Raw genomic sequence first — 24,902 nt, 5'->3', positions numbered from 1 at the left:
GCAAGGGAAACGGGCTCCTGCTTTCTTGTCAATGGCATCACCGTGAACAAGACAATTCAAACTGTCGAGAGTGCCGCAGCGGGCAGCACTTTCCTCATCGAGGACGTCTATCCCCTGATCGACGGCGGGCGCTTCCCCGTGAAGCGGATCGCGCGCGAACCGGTCGAGGTCTGGGCCGACATCTACCGGGACGGCGACGCCGTGATCGGCGCAGCGCTGATCTGGCGACAGGAGCAGGACCGCGAATGGCAGAGCGAGCCGATGATCCCTCACGGCAATGACCGCTGGTCCGGCGCGTTCACACCGGTCGAGCCCGGCAAATATGTCTATGCGATCGAAGCCTGGACCGACGAATTCGCCACGTGGTCGCACGCGGTCGCGCGCAAGCAGCGCTCCGGTGCCGATGTCAGTCTCGATGCGATCGAGGGCGCCGGCCTTCTGACCAAGGCGCATGGCGCGCAGCAGGACGCCGCCGCCGTCATCGTCAGGCAATGCGAGGACTATCTTCAGACCGGCGACGTTGCCCCGCTGCTGGCAACCGAGCTCGGCGCAGCCATGGCCGAGAGCCAGTCGCGGCCTGATCTCACGCGCTCGGCGGTATTCCCACTGTTCGTCGACCGCGACAAGGCACGCTTCGGCGCCTGGTATCAGATGATGCCGCGCAGCCAGAGCGTGGTGCCAGGACAGCATGGCACGCTCCGCGACTGCATCGCGCGCGTGCCCGACATCGCCGCGATGGGCTTTGACGTGCTCTACTTCACGCCGATCCATCCCATCGGCCGCACCCGGCGCAAGGGCCGCAACAACACGCCGGTGGCGGCCGAAGGCGATCCCGGCTCGCCTTATGCGATCGGCGCCATCGAGGGCGGGCACGATGCGCTGCACCCCGAACTCGGCACAATCGAGGATTTTCGCGCGCTGGTCGCGACCTGCCTGGAATACGGCCTCGAACTCGCGCTCGACTTCGCCGTGCAATGCTCGCCGGACCACCCTTGGCTGACGCAGCATCCGGAATGGTTCAAATGGCGCCCGGACCGCTCGGTGCGGACGGCTGACGGGCCCTATTCCGATATCGTCATCCCCGATTTCACGTCCGTCGACCGGGCTGGACTGTGGAACGCGTTTCGCGACGCCATGCTGTTCTGGATCGACCACGGCGTCACCATCTTCGCCATCGACAATCATGACACCGCGCCGCTCGCCTTGTGGGAGTGGCTGATCCGTGACATCCGCCGCCGGCATCCCGAGGTGATCCTGTTCTCCAAGACGTTTGCGCGCCCGAAGCTGATGAAGGGGCTTGCCAAGCTCGGCTTTGCACAATCGTTCAGCTATTTCCCCTGGCGCACGGCGAAGTGGGAGCTGGAGCAATATCTCGGCGAGCTGACGCGCTATCCCGAACGTGATTTCTATCGGCCGAACCTGTTCGTGAATACGCCCGATCTCTTGCCCTATCATCTCCAGGGCGGCGAGACCTGGGCGTTCAAATCGCGCCTCGCGCTGGCGGCGACGCTGTCCGGCAATTACGGCGTCTACAGCGGGTTCGAGTTGCTGGAGCATGACGCGATCCCCGGCCGCGAGGAATATCTCGATTCTGAGAAATACCAGGTCAGGCAGCGCGACTGGAACAAGCCCGGCAACATCAAGGCCTACATCACGGAGCTCAATCGCATCCGCAACGAGAATGCTGCGCTTCACCAGACCGCGAACCTGCGCTTCCTCGGCATCGAAGACGGCGAGACGATCGCCTTCGTGAAGGAGGCGACCGGCCCGGCCAACGTCGTCGTCGCCGTGGTTGCACTGTCGCGCGACGTGCGCGAATTCTGGTTGCCGCTCGGCGACGTCACGGTTGACGCCGGCGGGCAGCGACACCATGTGTCGGCACTCGAAAACCTCCTCACCGGCGAACAGGCCCGCATCGAATGGGGCGGGATCAGGTTGCGTATCGATCCCGAGCGCGATCCGGCGCTACTGTTCCGCTGCCTGGCGTAAGGGCGCACGCCATGAACGTATTGTCTTCCGTCGACACCAAGAAAGCCGAGGCTGCCGAGATCGTGGACGAGCTCTGGTACAAGGACGCGATCATCTATCAGCTCCACGTCAAGGCGTTTGCCGACAGCAATCAGGACGGCATCGGCGACTTCGCCGGGCTGACCGAGAAGCTGCCTTATCTCCAGGAGCTCGGCGTCACCGCGCTCTGGCTGCTGCCGTTCTATCCTTCGCCCGGCCGCGACGACGGCTACGACATCGCCGACTACGGCGCGGTCAATCCCGATTTCGGGACGATGAAGGATTTCAAGCGCTTCATCCAGGAAGCGCAGAAGCGCGGGCTGCGCGTCATCACCGAGCTCGTCGTCAACCACACCTCGGACCAGCACAATTGGTTCAAGCGCGCGCGCCGCAGCCCTCCGGGCTCGAGCGCCCGCAACTGGTATGTCTGGAGCGACACCGACCAGAAATACCAGGGCACCCGCATCATCTTCACCGACACCGAGAAGTCGAACTGGACCTGGGATCACGAGGCCGGCGCTTTCTACTGGCACCGCTTCTTCTCGCACCAGCCGGATCTCAATTTCGACAATCCGCGCGTCGTCAGCGCCCTGATCCAGGTAATGAAGCGCTGGCTCGATGCCGGTGTCGACGGCTTCCGTCTGGACGCCATTCCCTATCTCTGCGAGCGCGAAGGCACCTCGAACGAGAACCTTCCCGAGACGCATGCCATCATCAAGCGGCTGCGCCACGAGCTGGATTCCTACTCCAAGGGCAAGCTGCTGCTGGCCGAGGCCAATCAATGGCCGGAGGACGTGCAGGAATATTTCGGCCGCGGCGACGAGTGCCACATGGCCTACCACTTCCCGCTGATGCCGCGCATCTACATGGCGATCGCCCAGGAGGACCGCTTCCCGATCACCGACATCCTGCGCCAGACGCCGGACATTCCCGCGAGCTGCCAATGGGCGCTGTTCCTGCGCAACCATGACGAGCTGACGCTGGAGATGGTGACCGACGTCGAGCGCGACTACCTGTGGACCACCTACGCCAACGATCCACGTGCCCGCATCAATGTCGGCATCCGCCGGCGCCTCGCGCCGCTGATGGACAACGACCGGCGCAAGATCGAGCTGATGAACTCGCTGCTGCTGTCCTTCCCGGGAACGCCGATCATCTATTACGGCGACGAGATCGGGATGGGCGACAACATCTATCTCGGCGACCGCAACGGCGTGCGCACGCCGATGCAGTGGAGCCCGGACCGCAACGGCGGCTTCTCGCGCTGCGACCCGGCCCGCCTCTACGCGCCGCTGATCATGGATCCGGTCTACGGCTACGAATCGGTGAACGTGGAGGCGCAGTCGCGCAGCCTGTCCTCGCTGCTCAGCGCGACCAAGCGCCTGATCTCGGTGCGCAAATCGACGCTCGCCTTCGGCCGCGGCACCATGACCTTCATCCGCCCGGCCAACCGCGCCGTGCTGGCCTACGTCCGGCAGTACCGCGACGAGGTGATCCTCTGCGTCGCCAATCTGTCGCGGGCGGCCCAGGCGACCGAGCTCGATCTGTCGCCCTGGAAGGACCGTATCCCGCAGGAGATGCTCGGCCGCACGCGTTTTCCGGCGATCGGCGAACTGCCCTATATGGTCACGCTGGGGCCCTATGGCTTCTACTGGTTCCAGCTCACCGAGCGCGACAAGTCCGAGCCGGTGACGCCGCGCGCGGTGCCGGAATTCGAGACGCTGGTGGTGCCGGTGAACTCGACCTGGGTGTCGCTGGCGCGCGAGCGGGGCGTGTTCGAGCACGAGGTGCTGCCGGGATTCCTGTCGCGCACGCGCTGGTATCCCGAGCACAATCCCAAGCACATCAAGCCGACGCTGACCTCGGCGGTGCCGTTCTGCGACATCGGCGACAACAGGCCTTGGATCGCGTTCTTCGAGGCGGCGCAGGGCGATGTCACCACGCGCTACGTGCTGCCGATGCAGATCGAATGGGTGCGCTTCGACCGCGAACGCTTCAATCCCAGGGCGCTCGCCGCCGTGCGTCAGGGCGCCCGCGAAGGGACGCTGCTGGATGTGGCAACCGAGCAGATCTTCATTGGCCTGTTCCTGCGCAATCTGTCGCAGAACCTGGTGGTGGAAGAAAACAATCTGCGGCTGGAGTTCAAGGCGACCAGCCGGTTTGCCGAGTACACCATCAAGGAGCCCGAACGCATCCGCGCGATCGAACAGTCGAACAGCACCGCGCTGGTCGACAACCAGTATGTCGCCAAGATCTATCGCCAGCTCGAAGCCGGTATCAATCCCGAGATCGAGATCGGCTCCTACCTCACGGAAATCGCCCGCTTTGCCAATACGCCGGCACTGCTCGGCAGCGTCGAACTGGTCGAAGACGACCGTCGCAGCGCAGTCGGCGTGCTGCACGCCTATGTCGAGAACCAGGGCGACGGCTGGGGCGTCACTGCGGGCTATCTCGACCGCTATATCGACGAGCAGCGGGTGCTGCCACCGGGCGAGATGCCCCGCGAGACCCAGGAGCAAGCGCCCTATCTGCACTTCATTACACAGATCGGTCGACGGCTCGCCGAGCTGCATGTGGCTTTGGCCGCCGCAAAGCCCGGCGATCTCGCGCCGGAGCCGATTGGCTCCGCACACATCAAGCGCTGGTCATCCGAGCTCAAGGCACGGGCCGAGCGGATTTTCGAGCGGCTGGCCGCCAGCACCGACGGCCTGCGGGAGGCAGATCGGCCGCTGATCAATCAGCTCGCCGCGGAGCGCGCGTCCCTGTCCGGCCGGCTCAGCGCGCTACTACCTGCCGAGATCGGCGGGTTGAACATCCGTCATCATGGCGACTTCCGCCTCGGGCAAACTCTGATCGTGAAGGACGATATCTTCATCATCGACTTCGACGGAGATCCGCGTTTGCCGCTGGCGGAGAAGCGGCGCAAGCTGCCTGCGGCGCGCGACGTTGCCGGCCTGATCCGCTCGATTGATCTTTCGGTTAACGCGGCGCTCCACCGCGCGCTCACGGGTGCTTCCGACGAACAGGGCCGGCTTACGGCTGCGCTCGACGAATGGCGCGAGCGCACCACCGCGACGTTCCTCACCGCCTACCGCGAAGCCATGACCGATCGGCGGCTGTGGCCGGAAGATCCGCAATCCGCGGCAGGCCTGTTAAGGTTTTTCCTGCTTGATCAAGCGTTCGAGGAAGTAGAGTACGAGCTGTCCCACCGGCCTGAGGGGCTCCATGCGCCGCTGTCCGGACTGCTTCGCATTCTGTCCAGTATCGAGAGCGAAGCCCATGCCTAAACTCCCTGCCGAGGCCTATGCGATCATCGAGGGTCGCCACTCCGATCCCTTCCACTATCTCGGGCTGCATCCCGAGGGCGACAAGAGCGTGGTGCGCGCGTTTCTTCCCGATGCTTCCAATGTCGAGGCGGTGGGCGAGCACGGCGAGGTGGCGAAGCTCGATCGCGTCCATGATGCCGGCCTGTTCATCGGCGCTCTGCCGAACGGCGCGAAGCACTACCAGCTCCGCGCGAAGTTCGGCGATAACGTCATCGAATTCGAGGACACCTATCGCTTTCCGCCGATCCTGACCGATTTCGACCTCTATCTGCTCGGCGAAGGCACGCACCAGCGCCTTTACGACAAGCTCGGCGCGCATCCGATGCGGCTCGACGGCATCGATGGCATCGGCTTCGTGGTGCTGGCGCCCAACGCCCGCCGTGTCTCCGTGGTCGGCGACTTCAATTTCTGGGACGGACGGCGCCATCCGATGCGGGTGCGCGGCGCGGGTTATTGGGAATTGTTCATCCCGCACGCCAAGGCGGGCGACCACTACAAGTTCGAAATTATCGGACCGCATGGCCATCTGCTTCCGCTGAAGTCCGATCCGATGGCCTTTGCAAGCGAGGTGCGGCCGAAGACCGCTTCCATCGTGTTCGACGAAGCACATCTGCCCCGGCCGCGACCGGCACCCGACGGCATCAACGCGTTGTCCGCGCCGATGTCGATCTACGAGGTCCATCTCGGCTCGTGGCGGCGCAAGAACGGCAATGAATGGCTGACCTATCGCGAACTGGCCGAGCAGCTGCCGGCCTACGCCCGCGACATGGGCTTCACCCATCTCGAATTCCTCCCCGTGAGCGAGCATCCTTTCGACGGCTCATGGGGCTATCAGCCGACTGGCCTGTATGCGCCGACCAGCCGCTTCGGCACGCCGGAGGATTTTGCCGCACTGGTCGATGCCTGCCACCGCGAGGGCGTCGGCGTGCTGCTCGACTGGGTGCCCGGCCACTTCCCGGACGATCCGCACGGGCTCGGCAGCTTTGACGGCACAGCGCTGTACGAGCACGCCAATCCGCTCCAGGGCCGGCATCTCGATTGGGGTACGCTGATCTACAATTACGGCCGCACCGAAGTCACGAACTTCCTGGTGTCCAACGCGCTGTTCTGGCTCGAGCGCTACGCGATCGACGGACTGCGCGTCGATGCCGTCGCGTCCATGCTCTACCTCGACTACAGCCGTCCGCCCGGCGCGTGGATTCCGAACCAGCATGGCGGCCGGGAGAACATCGAGGCGATCGCGTTCCTGCGCCGCTTCAACACCGAGCTGTTCGCACGTTTCCCGCAGGCGACCACGGCCGCCGAAGAGTCCACCGCCTGGCCGCAGGTCTCGCGCCCGGTCGAATTCGGCGGGCTCGGCTTCGGCTACAAGTGGAACATGGGCTGGATGCACGACACGCTGAACTACATCAGCAAGGATCCGATCCACCGCAAGCATCATCACGGCGACATCCTGTTCGGCCTGCACTACGCCTTCTCGGAGAACTTCGTCCTGCCGCTGTCGCATGACGAGGTCGTGCACGGTAAGCGCTCGATCCTGGGGCGCATGCCCGGCGACGAATGGCAGCGCTTCGCGAATTTGCGCGCCTATTACAGCTTCATGTTCGGCCATCCCGGCAAGAAGCTGCTGTTCATGGGCGCCGAGATCGCACAAAGCCGCGAATGGAATCACGACCAGTCGCTCGACTGGCACTTGCTCGAGTACAAGCTCCATTCAGGCATCCAGGCGCTGATCCGCGATCTCAACCGGCTCTATCGCGCGGTGCCCGCGCTGCACCAGATGGACTGCGAGCAGGCCGGTTTCGAATGGTTGATCACGGACGACGCCAACCGCAACGTGTTCGCATGGTTGCGCAAGGGATTTGACGAGCACGCCCGGTGCATGGTGATCGTCAACTTCTCACCCAACGTCTATCGCAACTACCGCGTTCGCGCGCCCCTCAGTGGCAAGTGGAAGGAAGTGTTCAACTCCGACTCCGCCCATTACGGCGGCAGCAATGTCGGCAATATCGGCGAAGTCCACGCCGTCAATGGCGAGCTCCGCCTCACCATTCCGCCGCTCGCCGCGATCTTCCTCGTTCCGGAAAGCTGAACGATGCGCCTGACTGCTGGATCGCCCGCACGCCTCGGCGCAAGCTGGGACGGACGCGGCACCAATTTCGCGCTGTTCTCCGCCAACGCGCAGAAGGTCGAGCTGTGCCTGTTTGACATGCAGGGCCGCCGCGAACTCGAGCGCGTCGAGCTGCCGGAGCGCACCGAGGATGTCTGGCACGGCTATCTCAACGACGTCTCGCCCGGCCAGCTCTACGGCTACCGCGTGCATGGCCCCTACGAGCCCGAACAAGGCCACCGCTTCAACGCCAACAAGCTCCTGCTAGACCCCTATGCCAAGCGGCTTTCCGGGCGGCTGGTCTGGAGTGACGCGCATTTCGCCTATCGCACCGGAAGCCCGCGCGAGGATCTGTCGTTCGACCGGCGCGACAACGCGCGCGGCATGCCCAAGGCTGTCGTCGTCGACGAGACCTTCAACTGGGGCCGCCGCGAGATCCGGCCCAACATTCCCTGGGAAGACACCATCATCTACGAGGCCCACGTCAAGGGACTGACACAGAAGCGCGACGACGTCCCGCCGAATTTGCGCGGCACCTATGGCGGCCTGTCCTCGCCGGCGATGATCGAGCACCTGAAGAAGCTCGGCGTCACCACCGTTGAGCTCCTGCCGGTGCACAGTTTCGTCGATGACCGCATCCTGGTGGAGAAGAAGCTCGCCAATTACTGGGGCTACAACACCTTGTCCTTCTTCGCGCCCGAGCAGCGCTACGCCCAGGACAACGCCCTCGATTCTTTCCGCACCACCGTCGCACGCCTGCACGATGCCGGCATCGAGGTGATGCTCGACGTCGTCTACAACCACACCGCCGAGGGCAATCACCTCGGCCCGACGCTGTGCTACCGCGGCATCGACAACGCCTCCTATTACTGGCTGAACCGCGAGAACCCGCGCTACTACGACGATTTTACCGGCTGCGGCTCGTCGGTGAACCTCACCCATCCGCGCGTGCTGCAGATGGTGATGGATTCCCTGCGCTACTGGGTCGAGGTCTGCCACGTCGACGGCTTCCGTTTCGACCTCGCCACCACGCTGGCGCGCGGGCCGAACGGTTATGATCGCGGCAGCTCGTTCCTGACCGCGATACGCCAGGACCCGGTGCTGGCGAGCGTCAAGCTCGTCGCCGAACCCTGGGACCTCGGCCTTGGCGGCTATCAGGTCGGCGCATTTCCTTCACAATGGTCGGAGTGGAACGACCGTTATCGCAGCGCTATGCGCCGCTACTGGAGCGGCGAAGGCAGCCTGATCGGCGACATCTCCAGCCGCATGACGGCGTCCTCCGACCTGTTCAACCACGACGGACGGCGGCCGCGCGCCAGCGTCAACCACATCACCGTGCATGACGGTTTCACCCTCGCCGATCTCTTCAGCTACAACGAGAAGCACAACGAGGCCAATGGCGAGGACAATCGCGACGGCTCCAACGACAACCACAGCAACAATTGCGGTGTCGAGGGCCCGACCGACGATCCCCAAATCGTCAGCTTGCGCCGGCAGCTTCGCAAGAACGTACTGGCTTGCCTCATGTTGGCGCAGGGCATTCCGCTGATCCTCGCCGGCGACGAAGTCGGGAATTCGCAATCAGGCAACAACAACGCCTATTGCCAGGACAACGAGGTTGGCTGGGTCGGCTGGGACAATCTCGGCAAGGACGGCGACGACATGGTCGATTTCGTCGCCGAGCTCGCCGATATCCGCCGCCGGTTCTCGCAGCTTCGCAGCCATCGCTGGCTCGACGGCCGCCCCAAGGACGGCATCTCCTACGGCGCGCTGTGGCTGACGCCGGCCGGCGACGAAATGACGGAAAGCGACTGGAAATTCCCGGAAGGGCGGTTCCTCTCCTATGTGATGGGGCCGATGGAACCGGGCAGCGCCGCGATCTTTATCGTACTCAACGCAGCCCCCGAAGAGATCGCATTCAAATTGCCAAAATTGACCGAATACAAGAGCTGGCAGCAAATCCTGAACACGACCGACGCCAAGCTGAACACGGTCGACTTCCTGCCCGGAAGCGACAGCAAGGCGCCGCCGCGCTCCGTGCTCGCTTTCGCGGGGGCGCTATGAGGCCATCCTTCGGCGCGAGGCCGACGAAGGACGGCGTGTCGTTCCGGCTATGGGCACCTGCCGCGCGCCGTGTCGATCTCCTGCTCGACAGACGACACGCGATGCAGCGCCGGCAGGATGGCTGGTATGTCGCCGAGATTGCCAATCTGCCCGTCGGCAGCAACTACAAATTCAGGATCGACGACGCGATCGACGTGCCCGATCCGGCGTCTGCATTCCAGCCCGACGACGTGTTCGGCCCGAGCGAGGTGATCGATCATGACGCCTTCGCCTGGCGCACGCCCGATTGGCGCGGGCGTCCCTGGGAAGAGACGGTACTGATCGAGACGCATGTCGGCACCTTCACTGCGGAAGGTACCTATCGTGCCATGATCGACAAGCTCGATCATCTCGTCGCGACCGGCATCACCGCGGTCGAGCTGATGCCGCTGGCCGACTTCGCCGGTCGTCGCGGCTGGGGTTATGATGGCGTGCTGTGGTACGCGCCCGACAGCGCCTATGGTCATCCCGATGATTTGAAGACGCTGATCGACGAAGCCCATCTGCGCGGGCTGATGATGTTCCTCGACGTCGTCTACAATCATTTCGGCCCCGAGGGAAATTACCTCGGCCGCTACGCGCCGGCCTTCTTCACCGACGCGCACACGCCATGGGGCAGTGCGATCGATTATCGCGTGCCGCAGGTTCGCGCTTTTGCCGTCGAGAACGCGCTGTCGTGGCTCAGCGACTATCGCTTCGACGGCCTGAGGCTTGATGCCGCCAATCACATCATGGCGATCCCCGGCGAGCAATCGATGCTGCAGGACCTCAGCGTCGCCGCGGGCGAGCTGGCCAAAGCGACGGGGCGGCATATCCATCTCGTGCTGGAGAATGGCGACAACCGCGCGAGCCTGCTCGACGCCGCGCAGGAGCCCCCGAACGGCAAATATCGCGGCCAGTGGAACGACGACTACCACCACGTCTGGCACGTGATGCTGACGGGCGAGCTCGCCGGCTATTACGCGGACTATCAAACGCCGCGGCTCGATCTCGCACGCGCGCTCGCCTCCGGCTTCGTCTATCAGGGCGAGATCTCGGAATTCTGGGGCAAGAAGCCGCGCGGCGAGAACAGCGGCGAGCTGCCGCCGGCAACCTTCATCAATTTCCTGCAAAACCACGACCAGATCGGCAACCGGCCGCTCGGCGACCGGCTCGAAAGCCTGGCATCGCCCAAGCAGATCGAAGCAGCACTCGCGGTGACCCTGCTCGCGCCGATGGTGCCGATGCTGTTTCAGGGCGAGGAGTGGGGCTCCACCGTGCCCTTCCCCTTCTTCTGTGACTTCCAGGGCGGACTGGCTGATGCCGTGCGCAAGGGGCGCAGGCAGGAATACGCCTGGGCCTATGAGACGTATGGCGACGAGGTGCCCGACCCGCTCGATCCGGCAACGCTGCAATCGGCCGTGCTCGACTGGAGCGGCCACACGCCGGAGCAGGATGCACGCCTCGCGCTGGTGCGGGAGCTGCTCGCACTCCGCCACAAGGAGGTCGCGCCACGACTGAAAGGTGCGCGCTTCGGTGATGCCGCCGTGGCCGATAGCGGGCTGCTCACCGCACATTGGCACATGGGGGATGGCGCGACGTTGCGCCTCGTGGCCAATCTCTCCGACAAGGACGCCGCATATTCCGACGACGGTGTGGGGACCCTGATCTGGGGCGGCGCGACCGGCGATCGGCTTGCGCCCTGGTCGGTGGTCTGGCGCCTCGGAGGTTGACATGCCTCCAGCCATTCCTCTCGCAACCTACCGGCTTCAGCTCACCGCGGATTTCGACTTCGACAAGGCCGCCGCGGTGGTGCCCTATCTGAAGGCACTGGGGATCACGCATCTCTACACCTCGCCGGTGATGAAGGCCCGCAAGGGCTCGACCCACGGCTATGACACCGTCGATCACAGCCAGTTCAATCCGGAGCTCGGCGGCGAGGCCGGCTTCGCGCGGCTGAGCGAGGCGCTGACGCGACACGACCTCGGCCTCATCATCGATTTCGTACCGAACCACGTCGGCGTTCACTTTGCCGACAATCCCTGGTGGCTGGACGTGCTGGAATGGGGCCAGGCCTCGCCGCATGCCGTCTCCTTCGATATCGACTGGGATCAACTGGCTTTCCGCGCCCGTGGCGGCGTGCTGCTGCCGATCCTCGGAGCGTCCTATGGCGAAGCGCTCGAGAGCGGCGATATCGAGCTGCGCTACGATCCCAACGAAGGTAGTTTTTCCGCTTGGTATTTCGAGCATCGATTGCCGATCGCGCCGGAGCGCTATGGCGAGATGCTGCGGATGATCGTGAAGGAAGCCGACGCCGCCGAAACCGAGGCCGGCAAGCGCCTGCTGTCGCTGGCGGCCCGCTACACGGGACTGCGCCGCCCCAACCGCAAGGAAGCGCCCGGCTTCAAGGCGGAGCTCAAAGAGATCGCAGGCAGCGCCGATATCATCGCGCGCGGCCTTGGCGCCTATCGCGCCGCCAAGGACCGCCCCGCGCAGACGCTGGCGCTGCATCATTTGCTGGAGCGCCAGCACTACAAGCTCGGGCACTGGCGGCTTGCCTCCAGCGACATCAATTATCGCCGCTTCTTCGACGTCAACGGGCTCGCCGGCATGCGCGTCGAGGATCCCGGCACGTTCGCCGCCACGCACCGGCTGGTGAAGCAACTCATTGCCGACGGCAAACTGCAGGGCATCCGGCTCGATCATATCGACGGCCTGCGCGATCCCGCGCAATATTGCCAGCGGCTGCGCCGGCTGGTGCGCGACGCTCAGGGCACCACAAAGCCGTTCTATACGGTGATCGAGAAAATCCTGTGCGAGCACGAGCGCCTGCCGCATTTCGCCGGCGTCCAGGGCACCACCGGCTATGAGTGGATGAATGCCATCACCCACGTTCTGGTCGACCCCAAGGGGCTGGAGGCGCTGGACGAGACCTGGCGGCAGATCAGCAACCGGCCGCCGCGGCTCGCGCCTTATGTCAAGGACGCCAAACGGCGCGTGCTGGAGACACTACTGACCAGCGAATTCACGGTTCTGACGCGCCTGCTTGCACGCATCGCCAACGGGCACTACTCCACCCGCGACTTTTCCGCCGACAGCCTGCGGCAGGCGCTCGAGCTCTACGTGCTGCATTTCCCGGTGTACCGCACCTATTTGACGACAAGCGCGCCGACCGCGAACGATCGCAAGCTGATCGACGACACCATCGAGGCCGCTCGCCAGGAATGGTTCGCCGCAGACGAAGGCATTTTCGACTTCCTGCGCGACGCCCTCACCATGGACCTGCTCAAGCCCGGCCGTCCCCCGCACAGCGCCCCGCGCGTGCGCCGCTTTGCGCTGAAGGTGCAGCAATTCACCGGGCCGATGATGGCGAAGTCGCTGGAGGACACTGCCTTCTATCAATTCCACCGGCTGCTCGCCCTGAACGAAGTCGGCGGCGATCCCGCGAGCAAGGGCCTCACCATTCCCGCTTTCCACGAGACCATGCAGGCCCGCGCCAGGGAATGGCCGCAAGGGATGACGGCGACCGCCACGCACGACACCAAACGTGGCGAGGACGCCCGCGCGCGGATCGCTGCCTTAAGTGAAATTCCCGGCGAATGGACCAGCGCCGTGGCACGCTGGAAAGTCCTGAACGCGCCGCACCTCGCGCTCGACGGCAATCTGCGCGCTCCGTCGGCAACGTTCGAATACATGCTCTATCAGACGCTGCTCGGCGCCTGGCCGCTTGTAGAGACGGCCGATGCCGGTTTCGTCGCGCGTATCCAGGCCTATGCGCTCAAGGCCGCGCGCGAGGGCAAGGAGGAGACCAGCTGGCTCAACCCGCACGAGGCCTACGAGAGCGGCGTCAAGAGCTTCATCGCGAAGATCCTCGATCCCGCGCAATCAGGCGAGTTCCTGGAGGCGCTGCAAACCCTGGCTCGCCGCGTCGCGCTGCTCGGCGCGCTGAACGCGCTGAGCCAGCTCACGCTCAAGGCGACTCTGCCGGGCGTGCCCGATTTCTATCAGGGGACCGAATTCTGGGACCTGTCGCTGGTCGATCCCGACAACCGCCGCCCGGTGGATTTTTCCGCGCGACACGCGGCGCTGGGCACGCTGGACAATCCGGATTGGAATCACCTGATCAAGAGCTGGCCGGACGGCCAGCTCAAGCTGGCCTGGACGCGGCACCTGCTCAAGCTGCGCAACGAGTTGTCCGACGTCTTCGCGCGAGGCGACTACCAGCCGCTTCAGGTGCGGGGCGCACATGCCGACCATGTCGTGGCCTTTGCCCGCCGCCACGGCCGCACTGCTGCGATCGTCATTGTCGGGCGCCACTTCGCACCTTTCACGCAAGCAGGACGCGAATGGCCGGCGCTCGATGAGGCCGACGCCACCATCGACGTCACGGGCTACAGCATGCCAGGTTTCGCCGGCAACGATCTGCCGCTCGCGCAGGCGCTTCGCGGTTTTCCCGCTTCGGTCATCCCGGCGCGCCCCGTGGACGCGGCGAAACCGGTGCGACAGCGCACCCGCGCTTGAACGCTAGCTCTTCCCGTCTTTGCCCAACAGCAGCTGGCCGCGTTTGCGGATCGTGGCCTGTGCCATCTCGGCAAAGCGCTGCAACAGCCAAGGCAGCACCACCTGCACCTTGACATGATCGTCGGCGACATCGACCTGGCCGCTCGCAATCTGCCCCAGCGCGCGGATGCGGAAATTCATGCTGTCGCCGTTCCAGCGCTCCTCCTCGACCTGCATCACCGGAATGCTGGCGGCAGCACGGCCGAGCCCGGTCTTGAGCCGGCGTACCGCCTCCTCGCGGCCGAGGCGGTGGGGAATAGAGATGACAAGCGGTGCTGACATGGCTCTGCCCCGTTAGTGATTGAACCTCACATAATCATGCCCACCGGTACCACAAAGGTTCCATGCAAGTTGCGCGTGCACCCCGTGTTTCATAGGCGGAACTATAAAACCTGCGGCAAGTTGCCCTCGCACAACGGGACAGGTTGCAAGAGACCCTTCAACGAAGGGCTGGAGGAGATTTGGCATGTCTATCGGTACGATCATTCTGATCATTTTGGTCATCGCGCTGCTCGGCGGCTTCAGCGGCATCGGCGGCGGCCCGTTCTACGGCACCGGCTATTACGGCGGCGGCGGTCTCGGGCTCGTCATCGTCATCCTGCTGATCCTGCTCCTGCTGGGACGGATCTAGCCGGGTTCGGTAGGGTGGGTTAGCCGCAAGGCGTAACCCACGTTTTTTCTCTCCGTGTCAACAGAAGTGGTGGGTTACGCTTCGCTAACCCACCCTACTTCGTTTTCCCGGCGAGCTTCTTGATCGCGGCCTTGATCGACACGGCCGCATCGTCATAACCATCCCACGCCTTCGACCGCGGCAGCAGCCCCGGCACCGTCCGCAGCGTATAGCGCTTCGGATCGAGATCGGTCTTCACCTGCGCCCAGGTGAGCGGCATCGACACGGTGGCGCCGGCGCGCGCACGCGGCGACAGAGGGGCCACCGCCGTCGACATGCGGTCGTTGCGCAAATAGTCCAGGAAGATCTTTCCGTTGCGCAGCTTCTTCGACATGTTGAGCAGATAGCGCTCGGGAGCGTCGTCCGCCATCCACTGGCAGACGCCTTGCGCGAAGGCCTTGGCCTCTTTCCAGCTCACCTGGTCGCGCGCGCCATGACGCAAGGGCACCACGACGTGCAGGCCCTTGCCGCCGGTGGTCTTGCAGAAGCTTTCCATGCCGATGTCGGTCAGCCGCTGCCGCATCTCCTTGGCGGCCTCGACGACCTCGGCGAAGACGACGTCGGGCGCCGGATCGAGATCGAACACCAGCCGGCCCGGGGTATCGTAGGCGTAGGGCGCGCAATTCCAGGGATGCAGCTCGACACCGCCGATCTGCGCCACCGCGGCGAGCCCCTCGATGCGGTCGATCTGCAAATAGGGTTTGCGATCGCCGGAGACCCTTGCGAGCTCCAGAAGATTCGATGTCCCCTGCATGGCGTGACGCTGGAAAAAGCATTCGCCCTTGATGCCATCGGGGGCGCGGATCAGCGAGCACGGCCGACCCTTGAGATGCGCGATCATCCATTCGCCGACGGCTTCGAGATAGCGCGCGAGGTCCAGCTTGGTGACGGGATCGCCATTGCCATCGTCCGGCCAGAGCTCCTTGTCCGGCTTGGAGATGACGACTCCCATCACTTCGGCACTGCCGCCGGCCTGGGCCGTTCGTGCGCCGGTCTTCGCTTTCGCGCGCGGCTTCGTCGAGGGCTCGGCAAGCTCGGTATCGACCGGTGTCTCCGCCTCGACCTCCTCCGCCGGCTTGTCCTGCCGCAGACCCTTGAAGGCGGCCTGGCGGATATTGCCGTCGGCGGTGAAGCCGGCGAACTCGATCTCCGCCACGAGCTCCGGCTTCAGCCAGTGCACCTCGCGCGTCTTTTTCGGTGCGTTCTTGCCGCCGAAGGGGCTTTGCTTGGCCTCCATGGCCTTCAAGGACGGCATGATGCGCTTGACCTTGTCCGCACCAAAGCCGGTGCCGACCATGCCGACGAACGCGAGATGGTCACCGCGGTGCACGCCGGCCATCAGCGAGCGGAATTTGCCATTGGTGGTCTTGTAGCCGCCGATCACGACCTCATGGCCGGCGCGGCATTTTGCCTTGGTCCAGCTTTCCGTCCGCCCCGAACGATAGGGCGCGTCGAGCTTCTTCGACACCACGCCCTCGAGCTCGAGCTTGCAGGCCGATTGCAGCACGGCGTCGCCGCCGCTTTCGAAATGCTCGACATAGCGAATCTGGCTCGATTTGCGCTTGCGCGCTTCCAGCAGCTCCTGCAACCGCGCCTTGCGCTCGCCGAGCGGCAGCCGGCGGTAATCGAGACCTTCCGCAAACAACAGGTCGAACGCAAAGAAGATCAGCTCCTCGGTCTTGCCGTCCGACAGCGCCGCCTGGAGCGACGAAAAGTTCGGTGCCCCATTATGGTCGAGCGCGACGATCTCGCCGTCGATCATCATGTCCGGTAACGCGCCTGCTTCTTTCGCGATGCTCGCGAATTTTTCGGTCCAGTCGAGGCCTTTGCGCGTCTTCAACGTCGCCTTGCCGCCCTCGACCCGCAGCTGCACGCGGTAGCCGTCGAACTTGATCTCGTGGCACCAGCCATCGCCGCCCGGCGGGCGCTCGACCGACGTGCAGAGCTGCGGCGCGACGAAGTCCGGCATCTCCGCCGCGTTCTTCGCGGTCGTTGCGGTCGTGGCTTTCTTCTTTGCCGTCCTGCCGGCCTTCAACGCCGCGCGCGGCGCCGGCTTGACCGTGCGCCCTTTCGCCTCGTCCGCCCGATCGGACTGCCAGACCGCGTCGGCCTTGGCCTTGGTGCCCTTCGCCAGCATGAACGGTTTTGGCGCGCGCCCCTTGCCTCCGGCGATCTGCTCCATCGCGCGCCCTGAGGCGACCGACTTGTCCTCCTCGAGAATGTCGTTGTCTGCGCCCTCGCGAACATATTCGTCGCGATGCTTGATCAAGAGCCAATTGGTCCGTTTGCCGCCGGTGCGATCGTTGCGCATGCGCACCAGGACCCAGCTGCCGTGCAGCTTCTCGCCATGCAGTGTGAATTTCAGATCGCCCTTCTTGAAACCGCGTTCGGGATCTTCGGATTCCCAGGTGCCGCGGTCCCACAGCATGACCGTGCCGCCGCCGTACTGGCCTTCCGGAATCGTGCCCTCGAAGTCGCCATAGTCGAGCGGATGGTCCTCGACCTCGACGGCCAGCCGCTTGTCGTGCGGATCGAGCGAGGGCCCTTTCGTCACCGCCCAGGACTTGAAGACGCCATCGAACTCGAGCCGCAGATCGTAGTGCAGCCGCGAAGCGTCATGCTTCTGGATCACGAAGCGCCGTTGCTTCGATGGCGCCACCGCGGCCTTGCCCGACGGCTCCGGCGTCTTCTCGAAATCACGTTTCTGTCGATACTTCGATAGCTTTTGCAGCACGGCTGGTCCCGGATTCTCTTTCGGCGTGGAAGCCTATCACGGCCCGCATCCCACCCGGAACCAAAACCCCGCGGGACGGTTGGGGTTCCAAAATGACTCGCAGACGCTGGAGAACGGAATGGCACCGCGCGCCTATTGGAAGGGAACGTTGAAGCTCTCGCTGGTCAGTTGTCCCGTTGTGCTTTATCCGGCGACCACCGCGGCCGAGAAGACGCGGTTTCACATGATCAACCGCGAGACCGGAAACCGATTGAAGCAGCAGATGATCGACGCCGAGACCGGCGACGTCGTCGAGAGCGACCAGAAGGGCCGCGGCTACGAGCTGCGCAAGGGCAAATATGTCGAGATCGAGCCGGAGGAGCTCGAAGCGGTCCAGATCGAGAGCAACCACACCATCGACATCGAGAGCTTTGTGCCGAGCGACGAGATCGACCAGCGCTACCTCAACCATCCCTACTACATCGCGCCCGACGGCAAAGCCGCGGTCGATGCCTTTGCCGTGATCCGCGACGCCATGAAGGACCAGGATCGCGTCGCGCTCGCCAAAATCGTGCTCACCAATCGCGAGCACATCATCGCGATCGAGCCGCTCGGCAAGGGACTGCTCGGCACCACGCTGCGTTTCCCCTACGAACTGCGCGACGAGGACCAGTTCTTCGACGACATCAAGAGCCCGAAGATCACCAAGGACATGGTTGAGCTCGCCGGCCATATCCTCCAGACCAAGGCCTCCCATTTCGATCCGAGCAAATTCAAGGACGACTACGAGAACGCGCTGAAGGCCCTGGTGAAGCGCAAGGCCAGCGGCAAGACAATCGAACTGCCGGAGCCTGAGGAGAAGCCGAGCAATGTCGTCAGCCTGATGGATGCGCTGAAGCAGAGCTTGAAGGGACGCGGTGGGAAGAAGACGGCGGCGAAGTCCCATGCGCGCCGAGCATCGGGGCGAACCAGGGCCCCAAAGAAGACGCATCGGTCGACGGCGCGGCAGAGGAAGGCGGGCTGAGGAGACTGCTCGCCTAATTCTAGATCTCGTAGGGTGGGCAAAGCGGAGCGTGCCCACCATTATGCGCACTGCGACCGAAATGGTGGGCACGGCGCTTTGCGCCTTTGCCCACCCTACAAGTGTCTCTGGAACGTCAATCCCCCGCCTTCAACCGATAGCCGATGCCCGTCTCCGTCAGCACATATTGCGGCCGTTCCGGATCGGCCTCGATCTTCTGCCGGAGCTGGCGGACATAGACGCGCAGATATTGCGCGTCGGTCAACTCGTCCCAGAGCTCCCTCAGCAGGAAGCGGTGAGTGAGCACCTTGCCGGCGTGCTGCACCAACACACGCAGGAGGTCATATTCCTTCGGCGACAGTTTGACGTCGCGCTCGCCGACCTTCACGATCCGGCGCACCAGATCGACCGAGAGATCGCCGGCACGAAACACCGGGCGTTCGCCCTGGATCTGAAGCTGGTGCCGCAGCGCCGCGCGCAGGCGCGCCAGCAGCTCGTCCATGCCGAACGGCTTTGTCAGGTAATCGTCGGCCCCGAGATCGAGCGCCTCCACCTTGCCGGCCTCGTCGCCACGGCTCGACAACACCACGATCGGCACCGCGTCATTGCGGGCGCGGATGGTACGCAACAACTCATGGCCCTGGATGTCGGGAAGGCCGAGATCGAGGATGATCAGCGCGGGGCCCTCGCTGAGCTTCTCCAGCGCGGTCTTGCCGTTCGACGCCTCCAGTATCTCATAGCCTTGCGTCGAGAGCCCCATCCGCAGCAATTTGCGGATCGGCGGCTCGTCGTCGATGACCAGCACCTTGATCGGGGCTGCGCTCATGCGGCGGTATCCAATGCGTGGGTCGGGGCCGGAATGGGCAGGCGGATGGTCAGAACCGCGCCGCTCCGGTCGCTGCGATTCGCGGCCGAGATCGTGCCATGCATCGCCTCGACGAAGCCGCGGGAGATGGCGAGCCCGAGCCCGGTGCCGGGACGGACATGGTCGCCCTTCTGCGCGCGATAAAACTTGTCGAACACGCTCTCGAGCTCCTCCGACGGAATGCCGTCGCCCTCGTCGGCAATCTGGAGCACCACATGATCGCTGTCGCGCCGGCTGCGGATCGAAACCGTGGCGTGGGGCTGCGAATATTTGGCGGCGTTGTCGAGCAGGTTGAACAGCACCTGCTCGAACAGCACCGCATCGAGCTGGAGCATAGGAAGGTCTGCGGCCAACTCCAGCTCCACCTTGTGGGCGGTGAGGATCTTGGCTGCCCGCCGGAGCGCGCTGCCGACGATCTCTCCGAGATCGTGCAACGCAGCGTTGGGCACGATGGCGCCGGATTCGAGCTTGGTCATGTCGAGCAGATTGGCGATGAAGCGGTTGAGCCGTTCGGATTCGTCGATGACCGTCGCGAGCAGGTCGCGCTTCTCGGTGTCGGAGAGGGCGCTGGCGAGATCGCGCATGGTCGAGGCCGCACCCAGCACGGATGCGAGCGGCGTCTTCAGGTCGTGTGAAATCGACGTCAACAATGCGGAACGCAGCCGCTCGGATTCGACGGAGCGCTTGACGCGATCGACGTCCTCGACCAGCAGCACGCGCTCGATCGCCAGCGCGCCCTGGTCGACCAGCGCATCGAGCAGCCGGCGCTGGTCAGGCGTCAGCAAGGGACCGGTGCGGTCGTCGTCGATGCCGATCACGCCGATCGGGCCGCGCCCGGTGCGCATCGGCAGGAACAGCCGTTTTGCACCCGGCAGCGTGTCCGAGCCGCGGCCTGCAGGGCGGTCGTTGCTCCAGGCCCAGTTGGCGGCGGCAAGATCGGCCTGATCGAGATCGTCTTCGGGGGGATAGCCCGACTTCACCGTGAGCAGGCCGTCCTCCGGCAACAGCAGCACCACGCGGACTTTCAGCATCAGCGCGATCTGGTAGGCGGTCGCCCACAGCACGTCGTCGAGCGTGCCGGTACCGGCGAGCTTGCGGCTGAATGCATAGAGTTGCTCGGTGGTCCGGATGCGACCGATCGCAGCATCGGCCTGGGTGCGGACCCGCCCCGCGACGTTCGACACCACGAACGCAATCAGCATGAAGAAAAAGAACGCCGCGACATTGGTCGGATCGGTGATGGTGAAGGTATAGACCGGCGGCAGAAAGAAGAAATTGTAGGCGAGTGATGCCGCGACACTCGCAAGTAACGACGGCCACAATCCGTAGCGCACGGCAACGGTCACCACGGCGGTCAGGAACATCAGGTCGACGTTCTCAATGCCGAAATACGGCTTGATGGCCACGGCAGCAGCGAGGCCAAGTGCGGTGATCCCGAGAGCCTTCAGATAGGGCCGCGCATCGAACGGCTCCGATCGCGTTGCGGTCTGCACCGCCGTCTTTGGCGCCGGCTCGCTCGTGAGCTCATCGCCAGGGATGACATGCACGCTGATGTTCCCGGCGCGGCGCACCAGATCGTGCACGACGGAGCCGCGCGTCATCTCGAACCAGAGCGAGCGCGTCGACTTGCCGATCACGATTTGGGTGACGTTGTTGCCCTGCGCGAAGTTGACGACGTCGTCGGCGAGGCGGCGGCCGACGCCCGGAACCGTCAGCGCCTCACCGCCAAGCGATTCCGCGAGCCGCAGCGTATCGGCCAGTCGGTCGCGCTGCTCGTCGGAGAGCTGGAGCGAGCGCCGCGTCTCGATCGAGACCGCGATGAACGGCGCGTGCAGCCGGTCGGCCAGCCGCTTGGTGTAGCGCACGAGGCTGGCAGCACGCGGATCTTCGCTGACGCAGACGAGGATGCGCTCGCCTGCGGCCCAGGGACCGGCGATCGCGTTCGCCTGCATGTGAGTGAGCAGCTGCTCGTCGACCCGTTCGGCCGTGCGCCGCAGCGCGAGTTCGCGCAGCGCGGTCAGGTTGCCCGGCGAGAAATAATGCTCCAGCGCCCGCTCGGCCTGCCTGGGGACATAGACCTTGCCCTCTTTCAGCCGCTGGATCAGGTCGTCGGGCGTGAGGTCGATCAGCTCGATGGCGTCGGCGCGATCGAACACCGAATCCGGCACGGTCTCGCGCACCCGCACATGGGTGATCTGGGCGACGACGTCGTTCAGGCTCTCGATGTGCTGGATGTTGACGGCGGTGTAGACGTCGATGCCATGGGACAGCAGTTCTTCGACATCCAGATGGCGCTTTGGATGGCGACTGCCGGCGGCATTGGTGTGGGCGAGCTCGTCGACCAGCGCGATTTTCGGCCGGCGCGCGATCACGGCGTCGAGGTCCATTTCCTCGACAGTCTGGCCGCGATAATCGAGCTTCTTGCGCGGGATCACTTCCAGCCCGCGCACCAGCGCCTCAGTCTCGGCCCGGCCATGGGTCTCGACGAAGCCGACCACGACGTCGATGCCTGACTTGCGCCTGGCGTGGGCGCTTTGCAGCATCTCGTAGGTCTTGCCGACGCCGGGAGCGGCGCCGACGAAGATCTTCAGCTTGCCGCTCACGCCCTCCTCCCGGCGCGCGGCTTCCAGCAGCGCCTCGGGCGAAGGACGTTGTTCGGGATCGCGGCGCTCTCGGACCATCAGGTCAATATAATCATCCGCGCGGACCTAGCCTAGACTACTTCGTGGCACGATCGAGCGCGAGATTGAGAGCCAGCACATTGACCCGGGGCTCGCCGATCAGGCCGAGCAGGCGGCCCTGGATGTTGGAAGCCACCATTTGCTTGACCTGATCCTCCGGCACGTTTCGCGCCTTCGCTACGCGCGGCACCTGGAATTCCGCCGCTTCCGGCGAGATATCCGGATCAAGGCCGCTGGCCGAGGTCGTCACGAGGTCGACCGGCACGGCGACATTGGGGTTCTCGCCCTTGAGCTTGTCCACATCTTCCTTCAGCCGGTCGGCCAGCGCCTTGCTGGTGGGACCGAGATTGGAGCCACCCGAATTGGCGGCGTTGTAGGGCGCCGGTACCGTCTTGGTCGAATCGTTCGGGTCCGACGCCACTGTCGCCGAGAGGCGACCGTGGAAATATTTGTCGTCCTTGAACTCCTGCCCGATCAGGGCGGAGCCGACCACCTTGCCGTCCTTCTCGATCAGGCTGCCCTGCGCCTGCGCGGGGAAGATCGCGCCAGCAATAGCGGTCATCGCGAGCGGATAGGCAAGTCCGGTGATGGCGGTAAGCACCAGCAGCAGGACGATGGCGGGGCGGATTTCTCTGAGCATGTGTTTCTCCTATTTCTCCGTCATTGCGAGCGAAGCGAAGCAATCCAGAATCTTTCCGCAGAGGCAGTCTGGATTGCTTCGTCGCTTCGCTCCTCGCAATGACGGGTTAAGCCAGGTGCAAGGCAACGACCACGAGATCGATCGCCTTGATGCCGATGAAGGGAATGACGATGCCGCCGAGGCCGTAGATCAGCAGGTTGCGCCGGAGCAATGCGCCGGCCCCGACCGCGCGATAAGCGACGCCCTTGAGCGCCAGCGGGATCAGCGCGATGATAACAAGCGCGTTGAAGATGATCGCCGACAGGATAGCGCTCTGCGGGCTCGACAGGTTCATGACATTGAGCACGTTGAGCTGGGGGTAGAACGCCAGGAACATCGCCGGGATGATCGCGAAATACTTCGCGACGTCGTTGGCGATCGAGAACGTGGTCAGCGCGCCGCGCGTCATCAACAGCTGCTTGCCGATCTCGACCACCTCGATCAGCTTGGTCGGGTTGGAGTCGAGGTCGACCATGTTGCCGGCCTCGCGGGCTGCCTGCGTGCCGGTGTTCATGGCGACACCGACGTCGGCCTGAGCGAGCGCCGGCGCGTCGTTGGTGCCGTCGCCGCACATCGCCACCAGCTTGCCCTTGGCCTGCTCGTCCCGGATCAGCTTGAGCTTGTCCTCCGGGGTTGCCTGCGCCAGGAAGTCGTCGACGCCGGCTTCCGCTGCAATCGCGGCGGCCGTCATGGGATTGTCGCCGGTAATCATGACGGTGCGGATGCCCATGCGCCGCAGCTCGGCAAAGCGCTCGCGGATGCCGCCCTTGACGATGTCCTTGAGCTGGATGACGCCGAGCAGCCTACCGTCCCTGGCGACCGCCAGCGGCGTGCCGCCGGCCTTCGAAATGTCGTCGGCAATGGTCTGGATCTCGCGACCGATGTCCGAGAGCCCGGCGGGCTGGATGGAACGAGCCGTGTTGCCTGAGGCGACCACCAGCGGTGCACCACCACCGACATAGTTGAGGATGGCATCGACGGCGCCCTTGCGCACTGACGAGCCGCCGGCGTCGACGCCGCTCATGCGGGTCTGCGCCGTGAACGGGATGAAGGTGGCTCCCAACTCGGCCATGTCGCGGCCACGGATGCCGTATTTCTCCTTGGCCAGCACCACGATCGAACGGCCCTCCGGGGTCTCGTCGGCAAGCGAGGCGAGCTGGGCCGCGTCCGCGAGCTCCTGCTCGGTGACGCCGCGCACCGGGCGGAAGGAGGTCGCCTGGCGGTTGCCGAGTGTAATCGTTCCGGTCTTGTCGAGCAGCAGCGTGTCGACGTCTCCGGCGGCCTCGACGGCGCGGCCGGACATCGCCAGCACGTTGAAGCGGACCAGGCGGTCCATGCCGGCGATGCCGATTGCCGACAGCAGCGCGCCGATCGTGGTCGGGATCAGCGTCACGAACAGCGCGACCAGCACAACCACCGAGATCGAGCCGCCGGCATACGCCGCGTAGCTCGGGATGGTGACGGTTGCGAACACGAAGATGATGGTGAGGCCGGCCAGCAGGATGTTGAGCGCGATCTCGTTCGGGGTCTTTGCTCGTTCAGCGCCCTCGACCAGCTTGATCATGCGGTCGATGAAGGTCGAACCTTGCGCTGCCGTGATCCGCACGCGAATCCAGTCGGACAGCACCTGGGTGCCGCCGGTCACCGCCGAACGGTCGCCGCCGGATTCGCGGATCACGGGTGCGGACTCGCCGGTGATGGCGGCTTCGTTGACGGAAGCAACGCCCTCGATCACCTCGCCATCGGAGGGGATGGTATCGCCGGCCTCGACCAGCACGATGTCACCAACCTTGAGGCTGGTCCCCGGCACGAGATTGAAGGCCAGGCCGGCGCCGGTCAGCAGCTTGGCCTGGCTCTCGGTGCGGGTCTTGCGCAGCGATTCCGCCTGCGCCTTGCCACGGCCTTCGGCCACCGCTTCGGCGAAGTTGGCGAACAGCACCGTGAACCAGAGCCAGACGATGATCTGGAAGGTAAAGCCGAGATTCCCACCGCCCGTGACGAGATCGCGCAGGAAGATCACAGTGGTGAGCGCGGCCACGATCTCGACCACAAACATCACGGGATTCTTGATCATCAAGCGCGGATCGAGCTTGGCGAAGGACGCGCGGATCGCAGGCACGACGATCTTGGGATCGAGCATCGCCGAGACGGACGCGCGTTTTTGCAGTTTCATGGTATCCATGGAGGT

General features: G+C 64.5%; 14 protein-coding genes. 8 read left to right on the top strand and 6 right to left on the bottom strand.

Features of this window, described 5'->3' with window-relative positions:
* Nucleotides 1-42 precede the first annotated feature (42 nt).
* Genes AC0L3A_RS13545 through treY form a run of 6 tightly spaced genes read left to right on the top strand, consistent with a single transcriptional unit; the run spans nucleotide 43 to nucleotide 14,046 of the window.
* On the top strand, nucleotides 43-1,989 hold the full coding sequence (locus tag AC0L3A_RS13545) for a maltotransferase domain-containing protein (protein WP_473254539.1): 1,947 nt from the start codon (nucleotides 43-45) through the stop codon (nucleotides 1,987-1,989).
* Between the two features lie 11 nt (nucleotides 1,990-2,000).
* On the top strand, nucleotides 2,001-5,294 hold the full coding sequence (gene treS / locus AC0L3A_RS13540; RefSeq protein WP_219681174.1) for a maltose alpha-D-glucosyltransferase: 3,294 nt from the start codon (nucleotides 2,001-2,003) through the stop codon (nucleotides 5,292-5,294).
* Nucleotides 5,287-7,425 (top strand): 1,4-alpha-glucan branching protein GlgB, encoded by a 2,139-nt coding sequence (gene glgB, locus AC0L3A_RS13535; protein WP_007595727.1) that lies wholly within the window; start codon nucleotides 5,287-5,289, stop codon nucleotides 7,423-7,425. The genes treS and glgB overlap by 8 nt, the downstream gene beginning before the upstream one ends.
* A 3-nt stretch (nucleotides 7,426-7,428) precedes the next feature.
* Nucleotides 7,429-9,507: a glycogen debranching protein GlgX gene (gene glgX / locus AC0L3A_RS13530; protein ID WP_007595729.1), complete on the top strand. Its 2,079-nt coding sequence runs from the start codon at nucleotides 7,429-7,431 to the stop codon at nucleotides 9,505-9,507.
* The gene (gene treZ, locus AC0L3A_RS13525) at nucleotides 9,504-11,258 is read left to right on the top strand and encodes a malto-oligosyltrehalose trehalohydrolase (protein ID WP_473254538.1); all 1,755 of its coding nucleotides are present in this window, start codon (nucleotides 9,504-9,506) and stop codon (nucleotides 11,256-11,258) included. Before glgX ends, treZ begins: the two co-directional genes overlap by 4 nt.
* A 1-nt stretch (nucleotide 11,259) precedes the next feature.
* Entirely contained in the window at nucleotides 11,260-14,046 is a 2,787-nt protein-coding gene (gene treY / locus AC0L3A_RS13520; RefSeq protein ID WP_473254537.1) for a malto-oligosyltrehalose synthase, read from the top strand.
* A 3-nt stretch (nucleotides 14,047-14,049) separates the two neighbouring features.
* On the opposite strand, the gene AC0L3A_RS13515 is transcribed toward treY, so the two are convergent.
* The gene (locus AC0L3A_RS13515) at nucleotides 14,050-14,367 is read right to left on the bottom strand and encodes a polyhydroxyalkanoic acid system family protein (protein ID WP_473254536.1); all 318 of its coding nucleotides are present in this window, start codon (nucleotides 14,365-14,367) and stop codon (nucleotides 14,050-14,052) included.
* Nucleotides 14,368-14,551: 184 nt separating this feature from the next.
* Here AC0L3A_RS13515 and AC0L3A_RS13510 point away from each other — a divergent pair, with 184 nt between their 5' ends.
* Nucleotides 14,552-14,716: a DUF3309 family protein gene (locus tag AC0L3A_RS13510; protein WP_007595743.1), complete on the top strand. Its 165-nt coding sequence runs from the start codon at nucleotides 14,552-14,554 to the stop codon at nucleotides 14,714-14,716.
* Nucleotides 14,717-14,810: 94 nt separating this feature from the next.
* Here AC0L3A_RS13510 and ligD read toward each other — a convergent pair whose 3' ends face one another.
* Nucleotides 14,811-17,489 (bottom strand): DNA ligase D, encoded by a 2,679-nt coding sequence (ligD, locus tag AC0L3A_RS13505; protein WP_473254535.1) that lies wholly within the window; start codon nucleotides 17,487-17,489, stop codon nucleotides 14,811-14,813.
* 118 nt (nucleotides 17,490-17,607) lie between these two features.
* Here ligD and ku point away from each other — a divergent pair, with 118 nt between their 5' ends.
* Nucleotides 17,608-18,492: a non-homologous end joining protein Ku gene (gene ku, locus AC0L3A_RS13500; protein ID WP_007595745.1), complete on the top strand. Its 885-nt coding sequence runs from the start codon at nucleotides 17,608-17,610 to the stop codon at nucleotides 18,490-18,492.
* A 133-nt stretch (nucleotides 18,493-18,625) separates the two neighbouring features.
* Here ku and AC0L3A_RS13495 read toward each other — a convergent pair whose 3' ends face one another.
* The 4 genes from AC0L3A_RS13495 to kdpB form a co-directional block, all read right to left on the bottom strand.
* On the bottom strand, nucleotides 18,626-19,315 hold the full coding sequence (locus AC0L3A_RS13495; RefSeq protein ID WP_219681184.1) for a response regulator: 690 nt from the start codon (nucleotides 19,313-19,315) through the stop codon (nucleotides 18,626-18,628).
* Nucleotides 19,312-22,035: a DUF4118 domain-containing protein gene (locus AC0L3A_RS13490; RefSeq protein ID WP_473254534.1), complete on the bottom strand. Its 2,724-nt coding sequence runs from the start codon at nucleotides 22,033-22,035 to the stop codon at nucleotides 19,312-19,314. The genes AC0L3A_RS13495 and AC0L3A_RS13490 overlap by 4 nt, the downstream gene beginning before the upstream one ends.
* A gap of 37 nt (nucleotides 22,036-22,072) precedes the next feature.
* The gene (locus tag AC0L3A_RS13485) at nucleotides 22,073-22,675 is read right to left on the bottom strand and encodes a K(+)-transporting ATPase subunit C (RefSeq protein WP_007595748.1); all 603 of its coding nucleotides are present in this window, start codon (nucleotides 22,673-22,675) and stop codon (nucleotides 22,073-22,075) included.
* Between the two features lie 106 nt (nucleotides 22,676-22,781).
* On the bottom strand, nucleotides 22,782-24,896 hold the full coding sequence (gene kdpB, locus AC0L3A_RS13480) for a potassium-transporting ATPase subunit KdpB (protein ID WP_354168281.1): 2,115 nt from the start codon (nucleotides 24,894-24,896) through the stop codon (nucleotides 22,782-22,784).
* Nucleotides 24,897-24,902: the final 6 nt, after the last annotated feature.

It is taken from the genome of Bradyrhizobium sp. MI1.3 (assembly GCF_055811695.1).
Note: the sequence above shows the minus strand (reverse complement) of the source record. Positions and strands in the feature narration are given on the sequence as shown.

Excerpts from the sequence above, each read along its gene's own strand:
- treS (WP_219681174.1), top strand. The coding sequence starts at position 2,001 with ATGAACGTATTGTCTTCCGTCGACACCAAGAAAGCCGAGGCTGCCGAG.
- AC0L3A_RS13495 (WP_219681184.1), bottom strand. The coding sequence starts at position 19,315 with ATGAGCGCAGCCCCGATCAAGGTGCTGGTCATCGACGACGAGCCGCCG.
- AC0L3A_RS13510 (WP_007595743.1), top strand. The coding sequence starts at position 14,552 with ATGTCTATCGGTACGATCATTCTGATCATTTTGGTCATCGCGCTGCTC.
- ku (WP_007595745.1), top strand. The coding sequence starts at position 17,608 with ATGGCACCGCGCGCCTATTGGAAGGGAACGTTGAAGCTCTCGCTGGTC.
- glgX (WP_007595729.1), top strand. The coding sequence starts at position 7,429 with ATGCGCCTGACTGCTGGATCGCCCGCACGCCTCGGCGCAAGCTGGGAC.
- glgB (WP_007595727.1), top strand. The coding sequence starts at position 5,287 with ATGCCTAAACTCCCTGCCGAGGCCTATGCGATCATCGAGGGTCGCCAC.
- AC0L3A_RS13485 (WP_007595748.1), bottom strand. The coding sequence starts at position 22,675 with ATGCTCAGAGAAATCCGCCCCGCCATCGTCCTGCTGCTGGTGCTTACC.
- AC0L3A_RS13515 (WP_473254536.1), bottom strand. The coding sequence starts at position 14,367 with ATGTCAGCACCGCTTGTCATCTCTATTCCCCACCGCCTCGGCCGCGAG.
- kdpB (WP_354168281.1), bottom strand. The coding sequence starts at position 24,896 with ATGGATACCATGAAACTGCAAAAACGCGCGTCCGTCTCGGCGATGCTC.
- treY (WP_473254537.1), top strand. The coding sequence starts at position 11,260 with ATGCCTCCAGCCATTCCTCTCGCAACCTACCGGCTTCAGCTCACCGCG.
- treZ (WP_473254538.1), top strand. The coding sequence starts at position 9,504 with ATGAGGCCATCCTTCGGCGCGAGGCCGACGAAGGACGGCGTGTCGTTC.
- AC0L3A_RS13490 (WP_473254534.1), bottom strand. The coding sequence starts at position 22,035 with ATGGTCCGAGAGCGCCGCGATCCCGAACAACGTCCTTCGCCCGAGGCG.